This is a genomic window from Pseudomonas sp. MEJ086, from assembly GCF_030209025.1.
Classification (GTDB): Bacteria; Pseudomonadota; Gammaproteobacteria; order Pseudomonadales; family Pseudomonadaceae; genus Aquipseudomonas; species Aquipseudomonas fulva_A.
Map to the genome: position 1 here is coordinate 174,393 of NZ_JARVSV010000007.1, position 17,900 is coordinate 192,292.

At 60.6% G+C, this 17,900-nt stretch carries 16 protein-coding genes and 3 tRNA genes; 5 read left to right on the plus strand and 14 right to left on the minus strand.

Annotated elements, in window-relative coordinates; genetic code table 11:
• Window positions 1–127 precede the first annotated feature (127 nt).
• The 8 genes from hupB to QRN22_RS05005 all read right to left on the minus strand — a co-directional run bounded on the left by hupB (window position 128) and on the right by QRN22_RS05005 (window position 6,981).
• On the minus strand, window positions 128–400 hold the full coding sequence (gene hupB, locus QRN22_RS04970; protein ID WP_003239952.1) for a nucleoid-associated protein HU-beta: 273 nt from the start codon (window positions 398–400) through the stop codon (window positions 128–130).
• A gap of 136 nt (window positions 401–536) precedes the next feature.
• Window positions 537–2,933, minus strand: coding sequence for an endopeptidase La (gene lon, locus QRN22_RS04975; protein ID WP_042552577.1), 2,397 nt, complete (start codon window positions 2,931–2,933; stop codon window positions 537–539).
• 149 nt (window positions 2,934–3,082) lie between these two features.
• Window positions 3,083–4,363, minus strand: coding sequence for an ATP-dependent Clp protease ATP-binding subunit ClpX (gene clpX, locus QRN22_RS04980; protein WP_042552576.1), 1,281 nt, complete (start codon window positions 4,361–4,363; stop codon window positions 3,083–3,085).
• 111 nt (window positions 4,364–4,474) lie between these two features.
• On the minus strand, window positions 4,475–5,110 hold the full coding sequence (gene clpP / locus QRN22_RS04985) for an ATP-dependent Clp endopeptidase proteolytic subunit ClpP (RefSeq protein WP_042552575.1): 636 nt from the start codon (window positions 5,108–5,110) through the stop codon (window positions 4,475–4,477).
• A gap of 94 nt (window positions 5,111–5,204) precedes the next feature.
• A complete protein-coding gene (gene tig, locus QRN22_RS04990; RefSeq protein WP_042552574.1) occupies window positions 5,205–6,515 on the minus strand; it encodes a trigger factor in 1,311 nt (436 codons plus the stop codon).
• 126 nt (window positions 6,516–6,641) lie between these two features.
• Window positions 6,642–6,726 (minus strand) — tRNA-Leu (locus QRN22_RS04995).
• A 63-nt stretch (window positions 6,727–6,789) separates the two neighbouring features.
• A tRNA-His gene (locus QRN22_RS05000) sits at window positions 6,790–6,865 on the minus strand.
• A gap of 39 nt (window positions 6,866–6,904) precedes the next feature.
• Window positions 6,905–6,981: transfer RNA gene (locus QRN22_RS05005), tRNA-Arg, on the minus strand.
• 268 nt (window positions 6,982–7,249) lie between these two features.
• Between QRN22_RS05005 and folD the strand changes: the two genes are divergently transcribed.
• A complete protein-coding gene (folD, locus tag QRN22_RS05010) occupies window positions 7,250–8,104 on the plus strand; it encodes a bifunctional methylenetetrahydrofolate dehydrogenase/methenyltetrahydrofolate cyclohydrolase FolD (protein WP_042552573.1) in 855 nt (284 codons plus the stop codon).
• Between the two features lie 44 nt (window positions 8,105–8,148).
• On the opposite strand, the gene QRN22_RS05015 is transcribed toward folD, so the two are convergent.
• The 3 genes from QRN22_RS05015 to QRN22_RS05025 all read right to left on the minus strand — a co-directional run bounded on the left by QRN22_RS05015 (window position 8,149) and on the right by QRN22_RS05025 (window position 13,216).
• Window positions 8,149–10,071: a UvrD-helicase domain-containing protein gene (locus QRN22_RS05015; protein ID WP_042552572.1), complete on the minus strand. Its 1,923-nt coding sequence runs from the start codon at window positions 10,069–10,071 to the stop codon at window positions 8,149–8,151.
• Window positions 10,072–10,150: 79 nt separating this feature from the next.
• Complete coding sequence (gene cysS / locus QRN22_RS05020; protein WP_042552571.1) at window positions 10,151–11,536, minus strand: cysteine--tRNA ligase; 1,386 nt, start codon at window positions 11,534–11,536, stop codon at window positions 10,151–10,153.
• The gene (locus QRN22_RS05025) at window positions 11,537–13,216 is read right to left on the minus strand and encodes a glutamine--tRNA ligase/YqeY domain fusion protein (RefSeq protein ID WP_042552570.1); all 1,680 of its coding nucleotides are present in this window, start codon (window positions 13,214–13,216) and stop codon (window positions 11,537–11,539) included. It abuts the gene before it with no gap.
• Window positions 13,217–13,396: 180 nt separating this feature from the next.
• On the opposite strand from QRN22_RS05025, the gene QRN22_RS05030 reads away from it, so the two are divergent.
• The gene (locus QRN22_RS05030; protein WP_042552569.1) at window positions 13,397–13,891 is read left to right on the plus strand and encodes a peptidylprolyl isomerase; all 495 of its coding nucleotides are present in this window, start codon (window positions 13,397–13,399) and stop codon (window positions 13,889–13,891) included.
• A complete protein-coding gene (gene lpxH, locus QRN22_RS05035; RefSeq protein WP_042552568.1) occupies window positions 13,888–14,610 on the plus strand; it encodes a UDP-2,3-diacylglucosamine diphosphatase in 723 nt (240 codons plus the stop codon). Before QRN22_RS05030 ends, lpxH begins: the two co-directional genes overlap by 4 nt.
• A 77-nt stretch (window positions 14,611–14,687) precedes the next feature.
• Here lpxH and QRN22_RS05040 read toward each other — a convergent pair whose 3' ends face one another.
• Window positions 14,688–15,296 (minus strand): MiaE family protein, encoded by a 609-nt coding sequence (locus QRN22_RS05040; protein WP_042552674.1) that lies wholly within the window; start codon window positions 15,294–15,296, stop codon window positions 14,688–14,690.
• A gap of 162 nt (window positions 15,297–15,458) precedes the next feature.
• Window positions 15,459–16,130 (minus strand): CopM family metallochaperone, encoded by a 672-nt coding sequence (copM, locus tag QRN22_RS05045; RefSeq protein WP_042552567.1) that lies wholly within the window; start codon window positions 16,128–16,130, stop codon window positions 15,459–15,461.
• A gap of 161 nt (window positions 16,131–16,291) precedes the next feature.
• On the opposite strand from copM, the gene QRN22_RS05050 reads away from it, so the two are divergent.
• Window positions 16,292–17,155 (plus strand): universal stress protein, encoded by an 864-nt coding sequence (locus QRN22_RS05050; RefSeq protein ID WP_042552566.1) that lies wholly within the window; start codon window positions 16,292–16,294, stop codon window positions 17,153–17,155.
• On the opposite strand, the gene QRN22_RS05055 is transcribed toward QRN22_RS05050, so the two are convergent.
• Entirely contained in the window at window positions 17,156–17,389 is a 234-nt protein-coding gene (locus tag QRN22_RS05055) for a DUF3820 family protein (protein ID WP_042552673.1), read from the minus strand. It lies immediately after the preceding gene.
• A gap of 114 nt (window positions 17,390–17,503) precedes the next feature.
• Between QRN22_RS05055 and QRN22_RS05060 the strand changes: the two genes are divergently transcribed.
• Window positions 17,504–17,872 carry a glutathione S-transferase N-terminal domain-containing protein gene (locus QRN22_RS05060; RefSeq protein ID WP_042552565.1) on the plus strand — a complete coding sequence of 123 codons (369 nt, stop codon included), beginning with the start codon at window positions 17,504–17,506 and terminating at the stop codon, window positions 17,870–17,872.
• Window positions 17,873–17,900: the final 28 nt, after the last annotated feature.

Here is a 17,900-nt window from a genome sequence, read left to right on the forward strand (position 1 = left end):
TCGTAACGTGCGAAGCGGATCGGGATCATCAATCTACAATCCCCGGCGTTACGGACCAGAAGGTCCTATTGCCGCTCCGCAACCGAGCCGGGGTTAACCGACCCGGCGGGCAAAAGCCCGAAGACGCTTAGTTGACGGCGTCTTTCAGTGCTTTACCAGCTTTGAAACCTGGGATCTTGGCAGCAGCGATGCTGATCGGCTTGCCAGTCTGCGGGTTACGGCCAGTACGAGCAGCGCGCTCTTTGACAGCGAAAGTACCGAAGCCTACCAGTACCACGGAGTCACCAGCTTTCAGAGCGCCAGTAACGGATTCAATCACTGCGTCCAGCGCACGGCCAGCAACAGCTTTCGGGATATCAGCAGATGCAGCGATGGCATCGATCAGTTCCGACTTGTTCACTCTAAGTCCCCTTAATTTCGGTTGAGTTTGTTTCTTGATTTTAATGGAAGCGAATCGGGTGCTGGATGGCTCTGCCGACACGATAAGAGCCGCTTTATAACAAGGGCTCTAAAATTGTGTCAAGGAAGCCGCCCGGCTAATGCGTGCTGATTCGCTCCTTGGAATCAGACTCGCGTTTTTCATCCTTTGCAACCAACTCCGGAGCCGCGTCTGGCAAGGGCTCCGGGGCGTATTGCAGCGCAATTTGCAGGACCTCGTCAATCCATTTAACCGGTTTAATCTGCAGGTCCTGCTTGATGTTCTCCGGAATCTCCTTCAGATCGCGAACATTCTCCTGGGGAATGATCACGGTTTTGATTCCACCACGGTGCGCCGCGAGCAGTTTTTCCTTGAGGCCACCGATCGCCAGAACCTGCCCGCGAAGGGTGATTTCCCCGGTCATCGCCACATCGGCGCGGACGGGAATCTGGGTCAGAGCGGACACCAATGCGGTGCACATGCCGACGCCCGCACTGGGGCCATCCTTCGGCGTAGCCCCCTCGGGCATGTGGATGTGAATATCGCGTTTCTCGTAGAAATCCGGGGCCACTCCAAGGCTCTTGGCACGGCTGCGGACCACTGTTTGCGCGGCTGTGATCGATTCGACCATGACATCGCCAAGCGAGCCGGTCTTGATCAGATTGCCCTTGCCGGGCACCACTGCCGCCTCGATCGTAAGCAGCTCGCCGCCCACCTGAGTCCATGCCAGACCGGTTACCTGGCCGATCTGATCCTGCTGTTCGGCAAGGCCATAGCGGTGCTTGCGAACGCCCAGGAAGTCCTCGAGCGAATCGGCCGTGACCAGCACATGGAAGCGTTTTTCCTTCGCGTGTTTCTTGACCGCACGCCGGCAGACCTTGGCGAGTTGCCGCTCGAGACTACGCACACCCGCTTCTCGCGTGTAGTAACGAATGATGTCGCGGATCGCCGCTTCCTCGAATTCCAGCTCGGTTTTTTTCAGGCCATTGGCCTGAATCTGCTTGGGCGCGAGGTATTTGACGGCGATATTGACCTTTTCGTCCTCGGTGTAACCGGGCAGACGAATCACCTCCATACGGTCCAGCAGTGCCGCCGGAATGTTCATGGAGTTGGCGGTACACAGGAACATCACGTCGGACAGGTCGTAATCGACCTCGAGATAATGGTCGTTGAAATTGTGGTTCTGCTCGGGATCGAGCACTTCGAGCAGCGCAGAGGCAGGATCGCCGCGCATGTCCTGGCCCATCTTGTCGATTTCATCGAGCAGGAACAGCGGGTTGCGCACGCCGACCTTGGTCATTTTCTGAATCAGACGACCAGGCATCGAACCGATGTAGGTACGGCGATGGCCACGAATTTCCGCCTCGTCCCGTACGCCACCCAGGGCCATGCGCACGAACTTGCGGTTGGTGGCGCTGGCGATGGACTCGGCCAGCGACGTCTTGCCCACGCCAGGCGGGCCTACGAGGCACAGAACGGGGCCCTTGAGCTTCTTCACGCGCTTCTGCACGGCAAGATACTCGAGGATACGCTCCTTCACCTCCTCGAGGCCGTAATGGTCGGCATCGAGAATGTTTTCGGCACGGGTCAGGTCCAGGCGCACCTTGCTCTGGGCCTTCCAGGGCACGTTGACCAGCCAGTCGATGTACGAACGAACCACCGTGGCCTCGGCGGACATCGGCGACATCTGCTTGAGCTTGTTCAGTTCGGCCTGGGCCTTGCCGTAGGCTTCCTTGGTCAGCCCGGCGTTCTCGATGCGGCGCTTGAGCTCATCGAGCTCGTTGTGCCCCTCTTCGTTGTCACCCAGCTCCTTCTGAATGGCCTTCATCTGCTCATTCAGGTAGTACTCGCGCTGGCTGCGCTCCATCTGCTTCTTGACGCGGCCACGGATGCGTTTCTCGACCTGCAGCAGGTCGATTTCGGCATCCAGCAGGGCCAGTACGTGCTCGACACGGGTCGGTAGATCGACGATCTCGAGGATTTCCTGCTTCTGCTCGATCTTCAGCACCATGTGGGCAGCCATGGTATCGACCAGACGGCTGGGCTCATCGATGCTGTTGAGTGACGACAGCACTTCGGCAGGCACTTTCTTGCCTAGCTGTACGTATTGTTCGAACTGGCTGAGCAGGCTGCGGGTGAACACCTCGGCCTCACGCTCCGGCGCGTCGATCTCGTCGAGTAGCTGGACCTCGGCACGGCTGTAGCCGTCGGCCTCGAAGAACTGCTCGATCTCGCCGCGCTGCTCGCCCTCGACCAGCACCTTGACGGTGCCATCGGGCAGCTTGAGCAATTGCAGCACGGTCGCAACGGTGCCGACTCGGTAGAGCCCTTCCTCACTCGGTTCATCGTCAGCGGGATTCTTCTGGGCCAGCAGTAGGATCTGCTTTTCCCCGTTCATCGCCGCTTCGAGTGCTTCGATGGATTTCTCGCGCCCCACGAAAAGCGGGATGACCATGTGCGGATAGACCACGACATCGCGCAAAGGCAGGAGAGGCAATTCGATGGTTGTCTTCATGATTTTGGCTCTACAGCGGCCTTGCGGCCGTAAACGGTGGGATTACCCTTGGCCCTAAGATGGGGGTAGCCCCAGGAAAAAACAAGCACTGCTGTCGGCAAAAACAAAGGGGCCCGCAGGCCCCTTGCTTTCAACATATGACAAACGCGTTATGCGTCTGGTGCTGCCTTGGCAGGCGGCTCGCTGTTTTCGTAGATCAACAGCGGCTTGGAACTGCCGTCGATGACACTCTCATCGATGACCACCTTGCTGACGTCCGATTGCGACGGAATCTCATACATGGTGTCGAGCAATACGCCTTCGAGAATCGAGCGCAGGCCACGGGCACCGGTCTTGCGTTCCAGCGCCTTGACAGCGACGGCCTTGAGCGCGTCGGGACGGAACTCGAGATCCACCCCCTCCATCTCGAACAGCTTGCCGTACTGCTTGGTCAGTGCGTTCTTCGGTTCGGTAAGAATCTGCACCAAAGCAGCCTCATCGAGCTCTTCGAGGGTCGCGATAACCGGCAAGCGGCCTACGAACTCGGGAATCAGACCGAACTTGACCAGATCATCCGGCTCGATTTCACGCAGCGATTCACCGATTTTCTTATCGGCTTCCTTGCTGCGCACTTCAGCCCCAAAACCGATGCCACCTTTGGTGGAACGGTTCTGAATGACCTTCTCGATTCCGGCGAAAGCACCACCGCAGATGAACAGGATATTGCGCGTGTCGACCTGCAGAAACTCCTGCTGCGGATGCTTGCGACCGCCCTGCGGCGGAACCGAGGCAACGGTGCCCTCGATCAGCTTGAGCAGCGCTTGCTGAACACCCTCCCCCGACACGTCGCGGGTAATCGACGGGTTGTCAGACTTGCGGGAAATCTTGTCGATTTCGTCGATGTAGACGATGCCCATCTGGGCCTTCTCGACATCGTAGTCGCACTTCTGCAGCAGCTTCTGGATGATGTTCTCGACATCCTCACCCACATAGCCGGCTTCGGTCAGCGTGGTAGCGTCAGCGATGGTGAACGGTACGTTGAGCAGACGCGCAAGCGTTTCGGCTAGCAGAGTCTTGCCCGAACCGGTCGGGCCGAGCAGCAGGATATTACTCTTGCCGAGCTCGACATCATCCTTCTTCTCGCGCTGATTGAGGCGTTTGTAGTGGTTGTACACTGCGACTGCCAGGATTTTTTTCGCGCGCTCCTGACCGATCACGTACTGATCGAGGATCGAGCTGATTTCCTTGGGAGCCGGCAATTTGTGCGCGTTATTCTCGGCCTGTGCTTCCTGCACCTCCTCGCGGATGATGTCATTGCACAGGTCAACGCACTCGTCGCAGATAAAGACGGAGGGTCCGGCAATCAACTTGCGCACTTCATGCTGGCTTTTGCCGCAGAAGGAGCAATAAAGCAGCTTGCCGTTGTCTTCGCCATTGCGGGTGTCAGTCATTCGTTCGATCCAAATCCGATAGGCTTACACAGAAGATGAAGGCTCTTGCGGGCTTTTTCAAGCCCGCAAATGATCAGACTAGCCGATCAAATCCATTCTGAACGGATTGAGTCAGGCTGGCCGCTGAGCGATGACTTCGTCGATCAGCCCATACTCAAGAGCGGCATCCGCACTCAGGAAGTAGTCACGGTTGGTGTCGCGCTCGATTTCTTCAAGCGTACGCCCACTGTGCTTGGCCATCAGCGTGTTGAGGCGCTCACGGATGAACAGGATTTCCTTGGCGTGGATTTCGATATCCGACGCCTGCCCCTGGAAACCGCCCAGCGGCTGGTGAATCATCACGCGCGAGTTCGGCAGGCAGTAACGCTTGCCGGCTGCCCCAGCGGTCAACAGGAATGCACCCATGCTGCATGCCTGACCGATACAGGTGGTCGAGACATTCGGCTTGATGAATTGCATGGTGTCGTAGATCGACATACCAGCTGTCACCGAACCGCCTGGCGAGTTGATGTAGAGGTGGATGTCCTTGTCCGGATTTTCCGCCTCGAGAAACAGCAGTTGCGCACAGATCAGGTTGGCCATGTAGTCCTCTACCGGTCCAACCAGAAAGATCACGCGCTCTTTGAGCAACCGCGAATAGATGTCATAAGAGCGCTCACCACGGGCGGACTGCTCGACAACCATAGGGATCAGACCGCCAGCGGCCTGAATATTGGGCATTTGCTGCATGAAAGGATTGTGCGACATTTCCAGCACTCGCTCCCTAATAAAAGTCATGTCTCGAATACGCATAAGCCAGCACTGAGGCTGGCTTATGGTTTTCTCGAACGAGGTGAAGAAATCAGGCGGCTTGTGGAGCTTCTGCCAGCTTGACTGCTTCTTCGTAAGAGACCGATTTGTCAGTCACATTGGCCTTCTGCAAAACAGTATCTACAACTTGCTCTTCCAGTACAACCGAACGCACTTCGTTCAGCTGCTGGTCGTTCTTGTAGTACCACGCCACGACCTGCTCTGGCTCCTGGTAGGCCGAGGCCATTTCCTGGATCAGCTCACGGACGCGGGCGTCATCCGGCTTCAGTTCGAACTGCTTGACCACTTCGGCGACGATCAGGCCGAGGGACACGCGGCGCTTGGCCTGCTCTTCGAACAGCTCAGCCGGCAGTTGGTCGGGCTTGATGTTGCCGCCGAACTGCTGAACGGCCTGCACACGCAGGTTGTTCACTTCGTTGGCGATCAGCGCTTTCGGCACGTCGACCGGGTTGGCAGCCAGCAGGCCTTCCATTACCTGGTTCTTGATCTTGGACTTGATGGCCTGACGCAGCTCACGCTCCATGTTCTTGCGAACCTCGGTACGGAAACCTTCCAGGCCGCCTTCCTTGATACCGAACAGGGTGAAGAACTCATCGTTCAGCTCTGGCAGTTGCGGAGCGGAGACGCTGTTCACCTTGACGGTGAATTCGGCGGTCTTGCCGGCCAGATCGAGGTTCTGGTAGTCCTCGGGGAACGTCGGGTTGATCACGCGCTCTTCACCGGCTTTGGCGCCGACCAGGGCGTCTTCGAAGCCAGGAATCATGCGGCCGGAGCCCAGAACCAGCTGAGTGCCGGTAGCGGAACCGCCAGCGAAGGCTTCACCGTCGATCTTGCCGACGAAGTCGATGTTCAGCTGGTCATCTTTCTCGGCAGCACGCTCGACAGCTTCGAAACGGGTGTTCTGCTTGCGCAGGATATCCAGCATGTTGTCTACGTCGGAATCGGCAACGTCAGCCTGCTGACGTTCGATGGCGATGCCCTCGAGGCCACCGACCTTGATTTCCGGGAACACTTCGAACGTGGCGACGAACTCCAGGTCCTTGCCCTTCTCCAGCACTTTAGGCTCGACCGAAGGCTGGCCGGCTGGAGCGAGCTTCTGCTCGGCAATGGCTTCATAGAAGGAGGACTGGATGACGTCACCGACCGCTTCCTGACGCGCGTCAGCTTCGAAACGCTGACGGATCACGCTCATTGGCACTTTGCCAGGACGGAAACCGGGGATCTTGGCCTTCTGTGCAGTCTGCTGCAGACGCTTGTTGACCTGAGTCTCGATACGCTCGGCCGGCACAGTAATGCTCATGCGGCGCTCGAGAGCGGAAGTGCTTTCAACAGAAACTTGCATGGATATTCCTCGTTGCACAGACGTATGCCGGCCGTTTACCGGCCCCATTCAAGGGCATGCATTCTAGAGGGAGGTGTTGCAGAAGTCACCCTAGATGCAGGTGGCAAACGGGAGGGGCGCTAAATATGGTGCGGACGGAGAGACTCGAACTCTCACGCCTTGCGGCGCTGGAACCTAAATCCAGTGTGTCTACCAATTCCACCACGTCCGCGTGGTAATACATTTTTTACAAACAAAAACGCCAGGCTTTTTAGGGCCTGGCGCTTTCAGAATATGGGGTGGACGAAGGGGATCGAACCCTCGACACCAGGAGCCACAATCCTGTGCTCTACCAACTGAGCTACGCCCACCATATTGCTTTACCGCTTCACTTGTGCCGATTCACCTAGTGGCGCACCCGGCAGGACTCGAACCTGCGACCATCCGCTTAGAAGGCGGATGCTCTATCCAGCTGAGCTACGGGCACTTATCCATCCACTAGAGCAGACTTCAAGCTTCGACTGGAGCGGCGACTTTCGTTGCTGCCTTTGCCGCTTTACCCTGTCACTTGCTGTGCTCGCCAAGTGGTGCGCATCTTATAGAGGCACCCCAAAGCCGTCAACACCCAAATCTAAAAAAATTCAGTTAGATAAAGGAGTTACACCAAATCTGCTGTCTGGCGCCTTTGCCCTTCCTTAATGCCATGCGAGAATGCGCGTCCTTTTTCACTCCCCTTCAATGGTTAATCGAGCGCAATGACCGCACAACTGATAGATGGCAAAGCGATTGCCGCCAATATCCGCCAGCAGATCGCCCAGCGCGTCGCCGAACGGCGCCAGCAAGGACTGCGTGCGCCCGGCCTGGCAGTGATCCTGGTCGGCAGCGACCCCGCCTCTCAGGTTTATGTCGCGCACAAGCGCAAGGACTGCGAGGAAGTCGGTTTCGTTTCCCGCGCGTATGACCTGAGCGCCGAAACCAGCCAGGACGAACTGCTGGCCCTGATCGATTCGCTGAATGACGACGCCAGCATCGACGGCATTCTGGTTCAGTTGCCGCTGCCGGCACACCTCGATTCCTCGTTGCTGCTCGAGCGCATCCGTCCGGACAAGGACGTCGATGGCTTCCATCCCTATAACATTGGCCGCCTGGCCCAGCGCATGCCGCTGCTGCGCCCCTGCACCCCCAAGGGCATCATGACCCTGCTGGCGAGCACCGGCCAGGATCTCTACGGCCTGCACGCCGTGGTGGTAGGCGCTTCGAACATCGTTGGTCGGCCAATGGCCATGGAGCTGCTGCTGGGCGGCTGCACCGTGACCGTCACGCACCGTTTCACCAAGGATCTGGCCGGCCACGTGGCCCAAGCCGATATCGTCGTGGTGGCGGCCGGTAAACCCGGACTGGTAAAGGGTGAATGGATCAAGGAAGGCGCCATCGTCATCGACGTGGGCATCAACCGGCAGACGGACGGCAAACTGATTGGCGACGTGGTGTACGAAACCGCCCTGCCCCGTGCGGGCTGGATCACCCCGGTGCCAGGCGGCGTAGGCCCGATGACCCGCGCCTGCCTGCTGGAAAACACCCTGCATGCAGCGGAACACCTGCACGCCTGATGGCGTTTCGCAGCAATGAAAACGGCGCCTTCGAGGCGCCGTTTCTATTTCAGTGCACCCGTCGCTCCCTGCGGCTTGCGCACGAACCACAGTACCCGGCTGACACCGCGGGTCACCGCCACATAGCCCAGGCGCAGACTTTCATCGGCCATGGCCTGATCGTAGCTGTTGGCGAAGAAGCCACAATAGGCGTACAGCGCGTTGCGCAACGGATGAGGCGTTGACGGCAGGCAGTCGTCGATGATGATCGCCACCTCGGCCTGCAGGCCCTTCGCGCGATGGATGGTGTAGGCCTTGACCGGGAGCTTGCGATCGAGCCCGGCCTGCACCTCCTTGAGGGTCTCGTTACGCCGCCCCAGTAGCAGCACCGCGGTGCGCTCCCCGGAATCGATGGAGCTGGCGTATTCACACTGGGCGGCGATTTCCTTCAGCAGATCGGGCATCTGCCGGGCCAGATCGAATGGCGTCACCAGTTGCACGCCATGCCCGCCGGGCGGCGTGGCCCTGATCGCTTCGGTGGTCTTATCCTGCTTCACGGCCACTTCGCGCAGTATCGACTCGGCGTCACGGATCACCGGCTGGATCGAGCGGTAATTGGCCAGCAGCATCAGCACCGCGCTCTTGCCCTTGCCTTTGCTCGGGAAGTGCCGATCGAAGGCCATGAACAACTCCGGCGAACTGCCGCGCCAACCGTAGATCGACTGCCAATCGTCACCGATGGCCATCAGGCTCACCGCCACCGAAGCGCCGGCCAGGCGCCGATGCACGGCCTGCAGCCATTGCACGATCTGCGGTGAGACATCTTGGAATTCGTCGATCAACAGGTGGGTGAAGCTGGCCAGCGCCTCGGCGGGCAGCCGCTCGTCGCCGTCCTCGAGCATCTGCGTCAGTTGTTGAAAGGCGCCGTTGAAAGTCATCAGGCCCTGCTCGCCAAGACGCTGCCGCAGTGCCTGCCAGAAAGCCTGCAAGGCGAGGAGAAAAAGGCGCTCCTGATCCGAACAAGGCACCGCGGCCACCGCCAGCTGGTCGATACGAATGCCGATGCTCTCGATAAAGCCCGCCTGCCCGTGGAACACCTCGAACAGTGGTGCGGCATGCAGCTCGCCTGCCAGCCTGAATGGTTGCATTGGCGCTTTGGGCAAAGGCTTCTGCTCATCCGGCGCTGGCGAACCCAACAAGGCGTGAACCTGCGAGCGAAACGCCGGACTCTCGGCGTAGCACGCCTGGTAGACCTCTTTGAGCAGCCGCCCCTGCGCAGCCCCCAGACGCCCGCCGGCCAGCGGATTATCGGGCTCGCCGGGCGAGGCCTGTCGATCACCGAGCTGCTCGAACCAGCCTGGATTGCCCAATACCTGACGGGCCAGCACGCCCATGGCGGAGTGAAAGGTACGCACGCACTGCTGTACAGCCCGCTCGTCGACCGGCGACGACCAGAACCCCAGCACCTTGAGCAGCCGCTCGCGCAGCTCGACGCAGGATGCGTTGGTAAAGGAAATCACCGTCAACCGCTCGGGCTCGATGTTCAGGTGACAGAGCATGAAGACCACACGCAGCACCAGCGTCGTCGACTTGCCCGATCCTGCACCGGCAAAGATGCGCGTCAATGGCGCGCGCCCCAGGATCATCGCCCACTGCTCGTCGGAGGGCGCACCGACCACTCCGGCCGCTACGGCTCGGGCGACGGTGTCACGCATGGCCTGCTCCTGAGCCAAGCTGATTTTCATCGCTGCAGCCGAGTAGATACCGGCGCTCGTGCGCCTAACGGGCTTTTTTGTTGCGGAGCTTGCGCCCTTCCCTGCGCGTTTTGGAGCTGCAGCTTTTTTGGCAGCGGTGGTTTTTCCTTTGGCTTTCGGTGCAGCCTTCAGGCGTTCGGCCGCCGCATGCTTCTCAGCCTCGAGATAAGCGGCGGTACGCGGAAAATAGCGGGCCAGCGTGGTGGACAACAGAAGTTTGTAACGCGTCAGCATGGTTTTCCCATAGCGAATTGGATGCAGGCTTCTGGAAACGAAAAGGCCGCATCAGCGGCCTTTTCGTTGCGACGCTCGCTTACTCGGCGAGTCGCCAAGTGGTGCCACCTTTGCCATCCTCGAGCACCACGCCCAGCGCAGTGATCTGATCACGGATACGGTCGGACTCGGCCCAGTTCTTCTCGGCACGAGCCTGCAGGCGCGCAGCGATCAATGCCTCCACTTCGGCCGCATCGACCTTGCCTTCGGCGCCGGCCTTGAGAAACGCATCCGGCTCCAGTTGCAGCACCCCCAGCAGACCAGCCAGCTGTTTGAGCTGAGCGGCCAGACCAGCAGCGGCCTGCTGGTCGCTTTCGCGCAGGCGGTTGATCTCGCGGATCAACTCGAACAGCACCGCGCAGGCTTCCGGCGAGTTGAAGTCGTCATCCATCGCCGCGCCGAAACGCTCGACGAACGCCTCGCCACCGGCCGGAGCGACGTCGGGCAAGCCTTTGAGACCGTTGTAGAAGCGCTCCAGGGCGCCCTTGGCTTCCTTGAGGCTTTCTTCCGAGTAGTTGATCGGGCTGCGGTAATGGCTGGACACCAACAGGTAGCGGACCACCTCCGGGTGGTACTTCTCCAGCACCTCACGGATGGTGAAGAAGTTGCCCAGGCTCTTGGACATCTTCTCGCCATCCACACGCACCGCGCCAGCGTGCATCCAGGCATTGGCATACTGCTTGCCGGTCGCCGCTTCGCTCTGCGCGATCTCGTTCTCGTGGTGCGGGAAGACCAGGTCCGGGCCGCCGCCGTGGATGTCGAAGGTCTCGCCCAGGCAGCAGGTGGACATTACCGAGCACTCGATGTGCCAGCCCGGCCGGCCGGCGCCCCAGGGCGACGCCCAGCTCGGCTCGCCCGGCTTGACGCCTTTCCACAGGACGAAGTCCAGCGGGTCCTGCTTGATCTCGTCGACCTCGATGCGCGCGCCGATTTTCAGGTCTTCGATCTTCTTGCGCGACAGCTTGCCGTAGCCGACGAACTTGCCGACGCGGTAGTACACGTCACCATTTCCCGGCGCATAGGCATAGCCCTTGTCGATCAGGGTCTGAATCATCTCGTGCATGCCGGCGATATGCCCGGTGGCACGTGGCTCCTGGTCCGGGCGCAAGACCGACAGGCGCGCTTCGTCTTCGTGCATCGCCGCGATCATACGCTCGACCAGCGCCTCGAACGGCTCGCCGTTCTCGTTGGCACGCTTGATGATCTTGTCGTCGATGTCGGTGATATTGCGCACGTAGGTCACGTCATAGCCGCGATGACGCAGCCAGCGGGTGACCACGTCGAACGCGACCATCACCCTGGCATGGCCGATATGGCAGAAGTCGTAGACCGTCATGCCGCACACGTACATGCGCACGTGATTGCCGACCAGCGGCTTGAAGGGCTCTTTGACCTTGCTCAGGGTGTTGTAAATGCTCAGTGCCATTTACTGCCCCCAGGAATCGCGCAGGGTGACGGTGCGGTTGAAGACCAGAGCCTCCGGCTTGGAGTCCTTGGCGTCCAGGCAGAAATAGCCTTCGCGCTCGAACTGGAAGCGATCTTCGACAGCAGCCTGGGCCAGCGACGGCTCGGCGCGGCACCCCTTGAGCACCACCAGGGAGTCGGGGTTGATGTTGTCAAGAAAGCTGCCGCCTTGCTCGCCGTCTTCACCGGCCTTCTCCGGGTTGGCCGAGCGGAACAGGCGGTCATACAGGCGCACCTCGCACTCGACGCTCTCGGCCGCCGGGACCCAGTGGATCACGCCCTTGACCTTGCGGCCTTCCGGGTTCTTGCCCAGGGTGTTTTCGTCGTAGGAGCAGCGCAGCTCGACGATATTGCCGGCGGCATCCTTGATCGCTTCGTCGGCGCGAATCACGTAGCTACCGCGCAGGCGCGCTTCGCCGCCAGGAACCAGGCGCTTGAAGCCGTCCGGCGGGGTTTCTTCGAAGTCGCCGGCGTCGATGTAGATCTCGCGGGAGAAGGGCAGCGCGCGGGTGCCGATATCCTGCTTGGGATGGCGCGCCAGCTCCAGGTTCTCGACCTTGTCTTCCGGGTAGTTGGTGATCACCACCTTGAGCGGCTTGAGCACGCACATGGCGCGCGACGCGTTGGCGTCCAGGTCTTCGCGGATGGCGAACTCGAGCATGCCGATGTCCACCAGGCCGCCGGCGCGGTTGACGCCGATCATGTCGCAGAAGGTGCGGATCGAAGCCGGCGTGTAACCACGGCGACGGTAGCCCGAGAGCGTCGACATGCGCGGGTCATCCCAGCCATTGACGTGCTTCTCGTCGACCAACTGCTTGAGCTTGCGCTTGCTGGTGATGGTGTAGTTCAGGTTCAGCCGGGCGAACTCGTACTGACGCGGCTGCGCCGGCACCGGCAGATTGGCCAGGAACCATTCGTACAGCGGGCGATGGTCTTCGAACTCCAGGGTGCAGATGGAGTGGGTCACGCCTTCGATGGCATCCGACTGACCGTGGGTGAAGTCGTAGCTCGGGTAGATGCACCACTTGTCACCGGTCTGGTGATGATGGGCGTGGCGGATGCGATAGAGAATCGGGTCGCGCAGGTTCATGTTGCGCGACGCCATGTCGATCTTGGCGCGCAGGGCGCGGGCACCATCCGGGAATTCACCGGCTTTCATGCGTGCGAACAGATCGAGGTTCTCGGCGACCGAGCGCTCGCGGTACGGGCTGTCCTTGCCGGGCGTATTCAGGGTGCCGCGGTATTCGCGGGCCTCGTCCGGCGACAGGTCGTCGACATAGGCCTTGCCCGCCTTGATCAGTTCGACGGCCCAGTCATGCAGCTGGTCGAAGTAATTGGAGGCATAACGCTCCTCGCCGGCCCATTTGAAGCCCAACCACTCGACATCTGCCTTGATGGCATCGATGTATTCCTGATCTTCCTTGGCGGGGTTGGTGTCGTCGAAACGCAGGTTGCACTCGCCACCGAACTCCTCGGCCAGGCCGAAATTCAGGCAGATCGACTTGGCATGGCCGATATGCAGGTAGCCGTTGGGCTCCGGCGGGAAACGGGTGATGATCTTGGCGTGCTTGCCAGCGTCCAGATCAGCCTGAACGAGGGGACGCAGGAAGTTGGCGGCTTTTTCGACGGTGGGCTTGCTCATGGTGTCCTTAGCGCGTGCGGATTGCGGCACAGGGTAGGCCGACTAAAACAAAGCGCTTATCATAGCCCAAGCTGTCAACCCCCTGACAGGCCTTGGTGCCTGCTCCTGACCTTCGGGCGACATAAATGTCCGTACCGAACCGGGAGCAGCCCGCGATTTTCTCGACAGAGCGATAACCACATGATCAAGCTGCACACCAACCACGGCGTCATCACCCTCAACCTGTTCGAAGACAAGGCGCCGGAAACCGTCGCCAACTTCAAGGAATACGTGAAGAGCGGCCATTACGACGGCACTGTGTTCCACCGCGTGATCGGCAACTTCATGATCCAGGGTGGCGGTTTCGAACCGGGCATGAAGCAGAAGCCGACCAAGGCGCCGATCAAGAACGAAGCCAACAATGGCCTGAGCAACAAAACCGGTACCGTGGCCATGGCTCGCACCATGGAACCGCATTCGGCGTCCGCGCAGTTCTTCATCAACGTCGCCGACAACACGTTCCTCGACCACACCGCACAGACCGTACAGGGCTGGGGTTATGCCGTGTTCGGTGAAGTGGTCGAAGGCCTGGACGTGGTCGAAGCCATCAAGGGCGTCGCCACCACCATGAAATCCGGCCATCAGGATGTTCCGGCTGAAGACTTGATCATCGAGAAGGCCGAGATCGTCGAGTGATCCTGCTGATCTCCGACCTGCATCTTGAAGAGGAGCGCCCGGATATCAGCCGGGCGTTCTTGCATTTCCTCGCCCACCGGGCGCCCCAGGCCGAGGCGCTGTACATCCTTGGCGATTTTTTCGAAGTCTGGATTGGCGACGACGCCATGACCCCCTTTCAGCGCGGCATTGCCCAGGCGCTGCGTCGCTTGAGCGACAGCGGCACGCGGGTCTACCTGATGCACGGCAACCGTGACTTCCTGCTTGGCAAGGCTTTCTGTCGCGAGGCCGGCTGCACGCTGCTCGGCGATCCTCACGAAGTGCGCTTCGCTGGCGAGAAGGTGCTGCTCATGCACGGTGACAGCCTGTGTACCCTGGATGTCGGCTACATGAAGATGCGCCGCCTGCTGCGCAACCCCGTCAGCCTGTTCATCCTGCGCAACCTGCCGTTGAGCACCCGCCACAAGCTGGCGCGCAAGCTACGCTCGGAAAGTCGCTCGCAGACCCGCATGAAGGCCAGCGACATCGTCGACGTCACGCCGGATGAAGTGCAGCGGGTGATGGCGGCCCATGGCGTACGGACACTGATCCACGGCCACACCCACCGCCCTGCCACCCACGACGTGCTGATCGATGGCCAACCGGCACGGCGAATCGTCCTGGGTGACTGGGATAAACAGGGCTGGGCGCTGCAGGTCGATGAAAACGGCTTCAACCAGAGCGCCTTCGCCCTGGATTGAAACGACAGGTAGCCCGGCGTAGAGCGAAGCGATACCCGGGAATGACCTCTCATACCCGGGTGATGCGCAAGACTGATCTACGCCTGCGGGACGCCACTGTGGAAGCGAAACTCCGTATCGGGTGATTCGATGAGCTCCTGCTCGACCGCCCTCACCCGCTCGATGGCCTGATCGACATCCGCCGCATCGCCATATTGATAGGCGAGCTTCAGGTAACCCTGAAAGTGCCGCGCCTCGCTTTTCAACAGGCCGAAGTAGAACTTGCCGAGCTCTTCGTCCAGATGCGGCACGATCGCTTCGAAACGTTCGCAACTGCGTGCCTCGATAAAGGCACCGACCACCAGGGTGTCGACCAGCTTGTACGGCTCGTGATTGCGCGTCACCTTGCGCAGGCCCGAAGCGTAGCGCGCGGCGGAAACCGGACGCAGGCCGATCCTGCGGCGTTTCATGATGCGCAGCACCTGCTCGTGGTGCACCAACTCCTCACGGGCCAGGCGCGACATCATGGTGATCAAATCCGCGTGGCAACTGTACTTGGCGATCAGGCTGAGCGCCGTGCTGGCGGCCTTGAACTCGCAGTTCTTGTGGTCGATCAGCATGATTTCCTGGTTGGCCAGGGCAGCATCGACCCAGGCCCGAGGCGTGCGGCAACCGAGAAATTCATGGATTTCCGGCAGGTTCGGCATGGCGCTGCGGCGGCTGGGCGATGGCTGATCGGGAGCAGTGGCTGGAAACAACACGGGTCTGGGCTCTGGCGGCTGGTTAGTCGATAAGCCGGCCATTATAAGGCCGCCAGAGCGGCGCGTCCTGCCTATCGACCCGCGCAGAGCGTGGATTGGTCGAACGGCTCAGTTTTCCAGCCAAGCCTTCATCTGGGTGATTTCCTGCTCCTGCGCGGCGATGACCTGTTTGGCAAGCTTCAGCACTGCCGGGTCGGAACCGTAAGCCAGTGCGACCTTGGCCATGTCGATGGCGCCCTGATGGTGCGGAATCATCCCGCGCATGAAGTCCTGATCGGCGTCACCGCTCAAATCAACGGCCATGGCACCGTGCATACGATGGTTGACGGCCTCGAACGCGGCCTTGACTTCAGCGCTCCTGCCGGCGTCGACGGTAGCCTCGTATCGCGCCGCGTTAGCGGCCAGCCACTCGTTCATCAGGCCGATCTCCTGATCCTGCGCGGCAATGACCTCGCTGGCCAAGGCACGCACCCTTGCATCGCTGCCGTACTGCAGCGCGACCTTGGCCATCTCGATGGCGCCCTGATGATGGGGAATCATGCCGCGCATGAAATCCACGTCGGCACTGCCCGTCAGGGTGACGGCCATCGCCTTGTGCATCCTGTCGTTGATCGCCCGGTAGGCGGCCGTCGAGGCACCGGCCTTCGCCGACGCGACCTCGGCCGAGTGTGCGGCATGCCCGCCCGCATGACCATTGGCGGCATCTTGAGCGGCCGCCAGGCCGGCGGTCAGTGCGGACGCCCCGGCAAACAGAAGTAAACCCAGCGCTTTGGCTTTCATTGACGGTCCTCGACCATTGATAGGAGCTCAGAACCTACACCTTGCCACGACGGGAAGGTCAAGATGCAGCCTGCCGCCGCAGCTTGCGCCACCGAGCCACGGTCCGAGGCGCATCAAGCCATCTATAGTGAATAGGGCGAGCCATACGCCGAGGAAACCCCATGCAAGCCATCCGCAGCATTCTCGTTGTCATCCAGTCGGATCATCTGGAGGCGCTTGCCCTGAAACGCGCCAAGCTGATTGCTGGCGTGACACAGTCTCATCTGCACCTGCTGATTTGCGATGAATCGGGCGAACATCACGGCCACCTGCGGCTGCTCAGCAATGCACTGCAGCAGGATGGCTACAGCGTCAGTACCGAGCAGGCGTGGCATGGCAGCCTGCATGAAACGGTCAGTGTCGTGCAGCAAGCCGAGGGCTGCGGTCTGGTGATCAAGCAGCACCTTCCTGACAACCTGCTGAAAAAGGCCCTGCTCACGCCCGATGACTGGAAGCTGCTGCGCTACTGCCCCTGCCCGGTGCTGCTGGTGAAGACTCAGACGCCCTGGATCGGCGGCACGGTATTGGCAGCCGTCGACGTAGGCAATGCCGACAGCGAGCACCGGGCGCTTCACACCCGTATCGTCGACCACGGATATGACCTCGCCAACCTGGCGAAAGCCGAACTGCACGTGCTCAGCGCCCATCCATCGCCCGTGCTGGCGGCCGCAGACCCGACCTTCCAGTTGCGCGAAACCATCGAGGACGGCTACCGCGAACAGTGCCTCGCGTTCCAGCAGGCCTACGACATCGATGACCAACACCTGCATATCGCCGAAGGCCCGGCCGACGTACTGATCCCCCACTTCGCCCAGCAGTTGCAGGCGGCCGTGACGGTGATCGGCACCGTCGCGCGTACCGGCTTCAGCGGTGCGCTGATCGGCAACACCGCCGAGGTGATCCTCGACAGCCTGGAAAGCGATATTCTGGTGCTCAAGCCCGACAGCATCATCGAGCATCTGGAACAGCGGCTCAGCGAGCGCTGATCACTCGCGAAACGGCTGCCGCGGTTTGCTGCGCAAGGGATCGAGCAGCGATGACAGGCCGTTGTGATCGATTTCCTGCATCAACGCCAGCAACTGACCGATCTCGCCCTTCGGGAAGCCCTCACGGGCGAACCAGTTCAGGTAATGCCCCGGCAGATCGGCGATCAGCCGCCCCTTGTATTTGCCAAAGGGCATTTCTCGGCTCACCAGCAATTTCAGGTCTTCGGGTTTCATCACATCGGCCATCGGAGTTGCATGAGCGGGGCATTATGCCGCAACCGCCAGGCGGTTGGGCCGACCGCTCAACTCGGGTAAGCTGCGCGCCGTTCACATCTGCAGGTACTCTCCATGATTATCAAGGCACTGCGCCTCGGCCTAGGCCAACTGATCGTTCTCGGCGACCTCGCCACCCGTCCGGCCAAGATGAAGCGTGCACCTGAAGCACAGGCTGCCGTCGACCAGGCCGCAGGTGATCTGGCGCTCTACCAGTTCAAGGCCTGCCCATTCTGCGTGAAGGTTCGCCGCAAGCTGCACACCCTCAATGTGCCTGTCGCCCTGCGTGACGCCAAGAACGACGCCACCTCGCGCCGCGAACTGGAGAGCCAGGGCGGCAAGATCAAGGTGCCGTGCCTGCGTATCGAGGAAAATGGCCAGAGCACCTGGCTGTATGAATCCAAGGCCATTGCAGCCTATCTGGATCAGCGTTTCGCGGGGTGAAGCGTTCGTAGGGCGCCTTTAGCAGTCC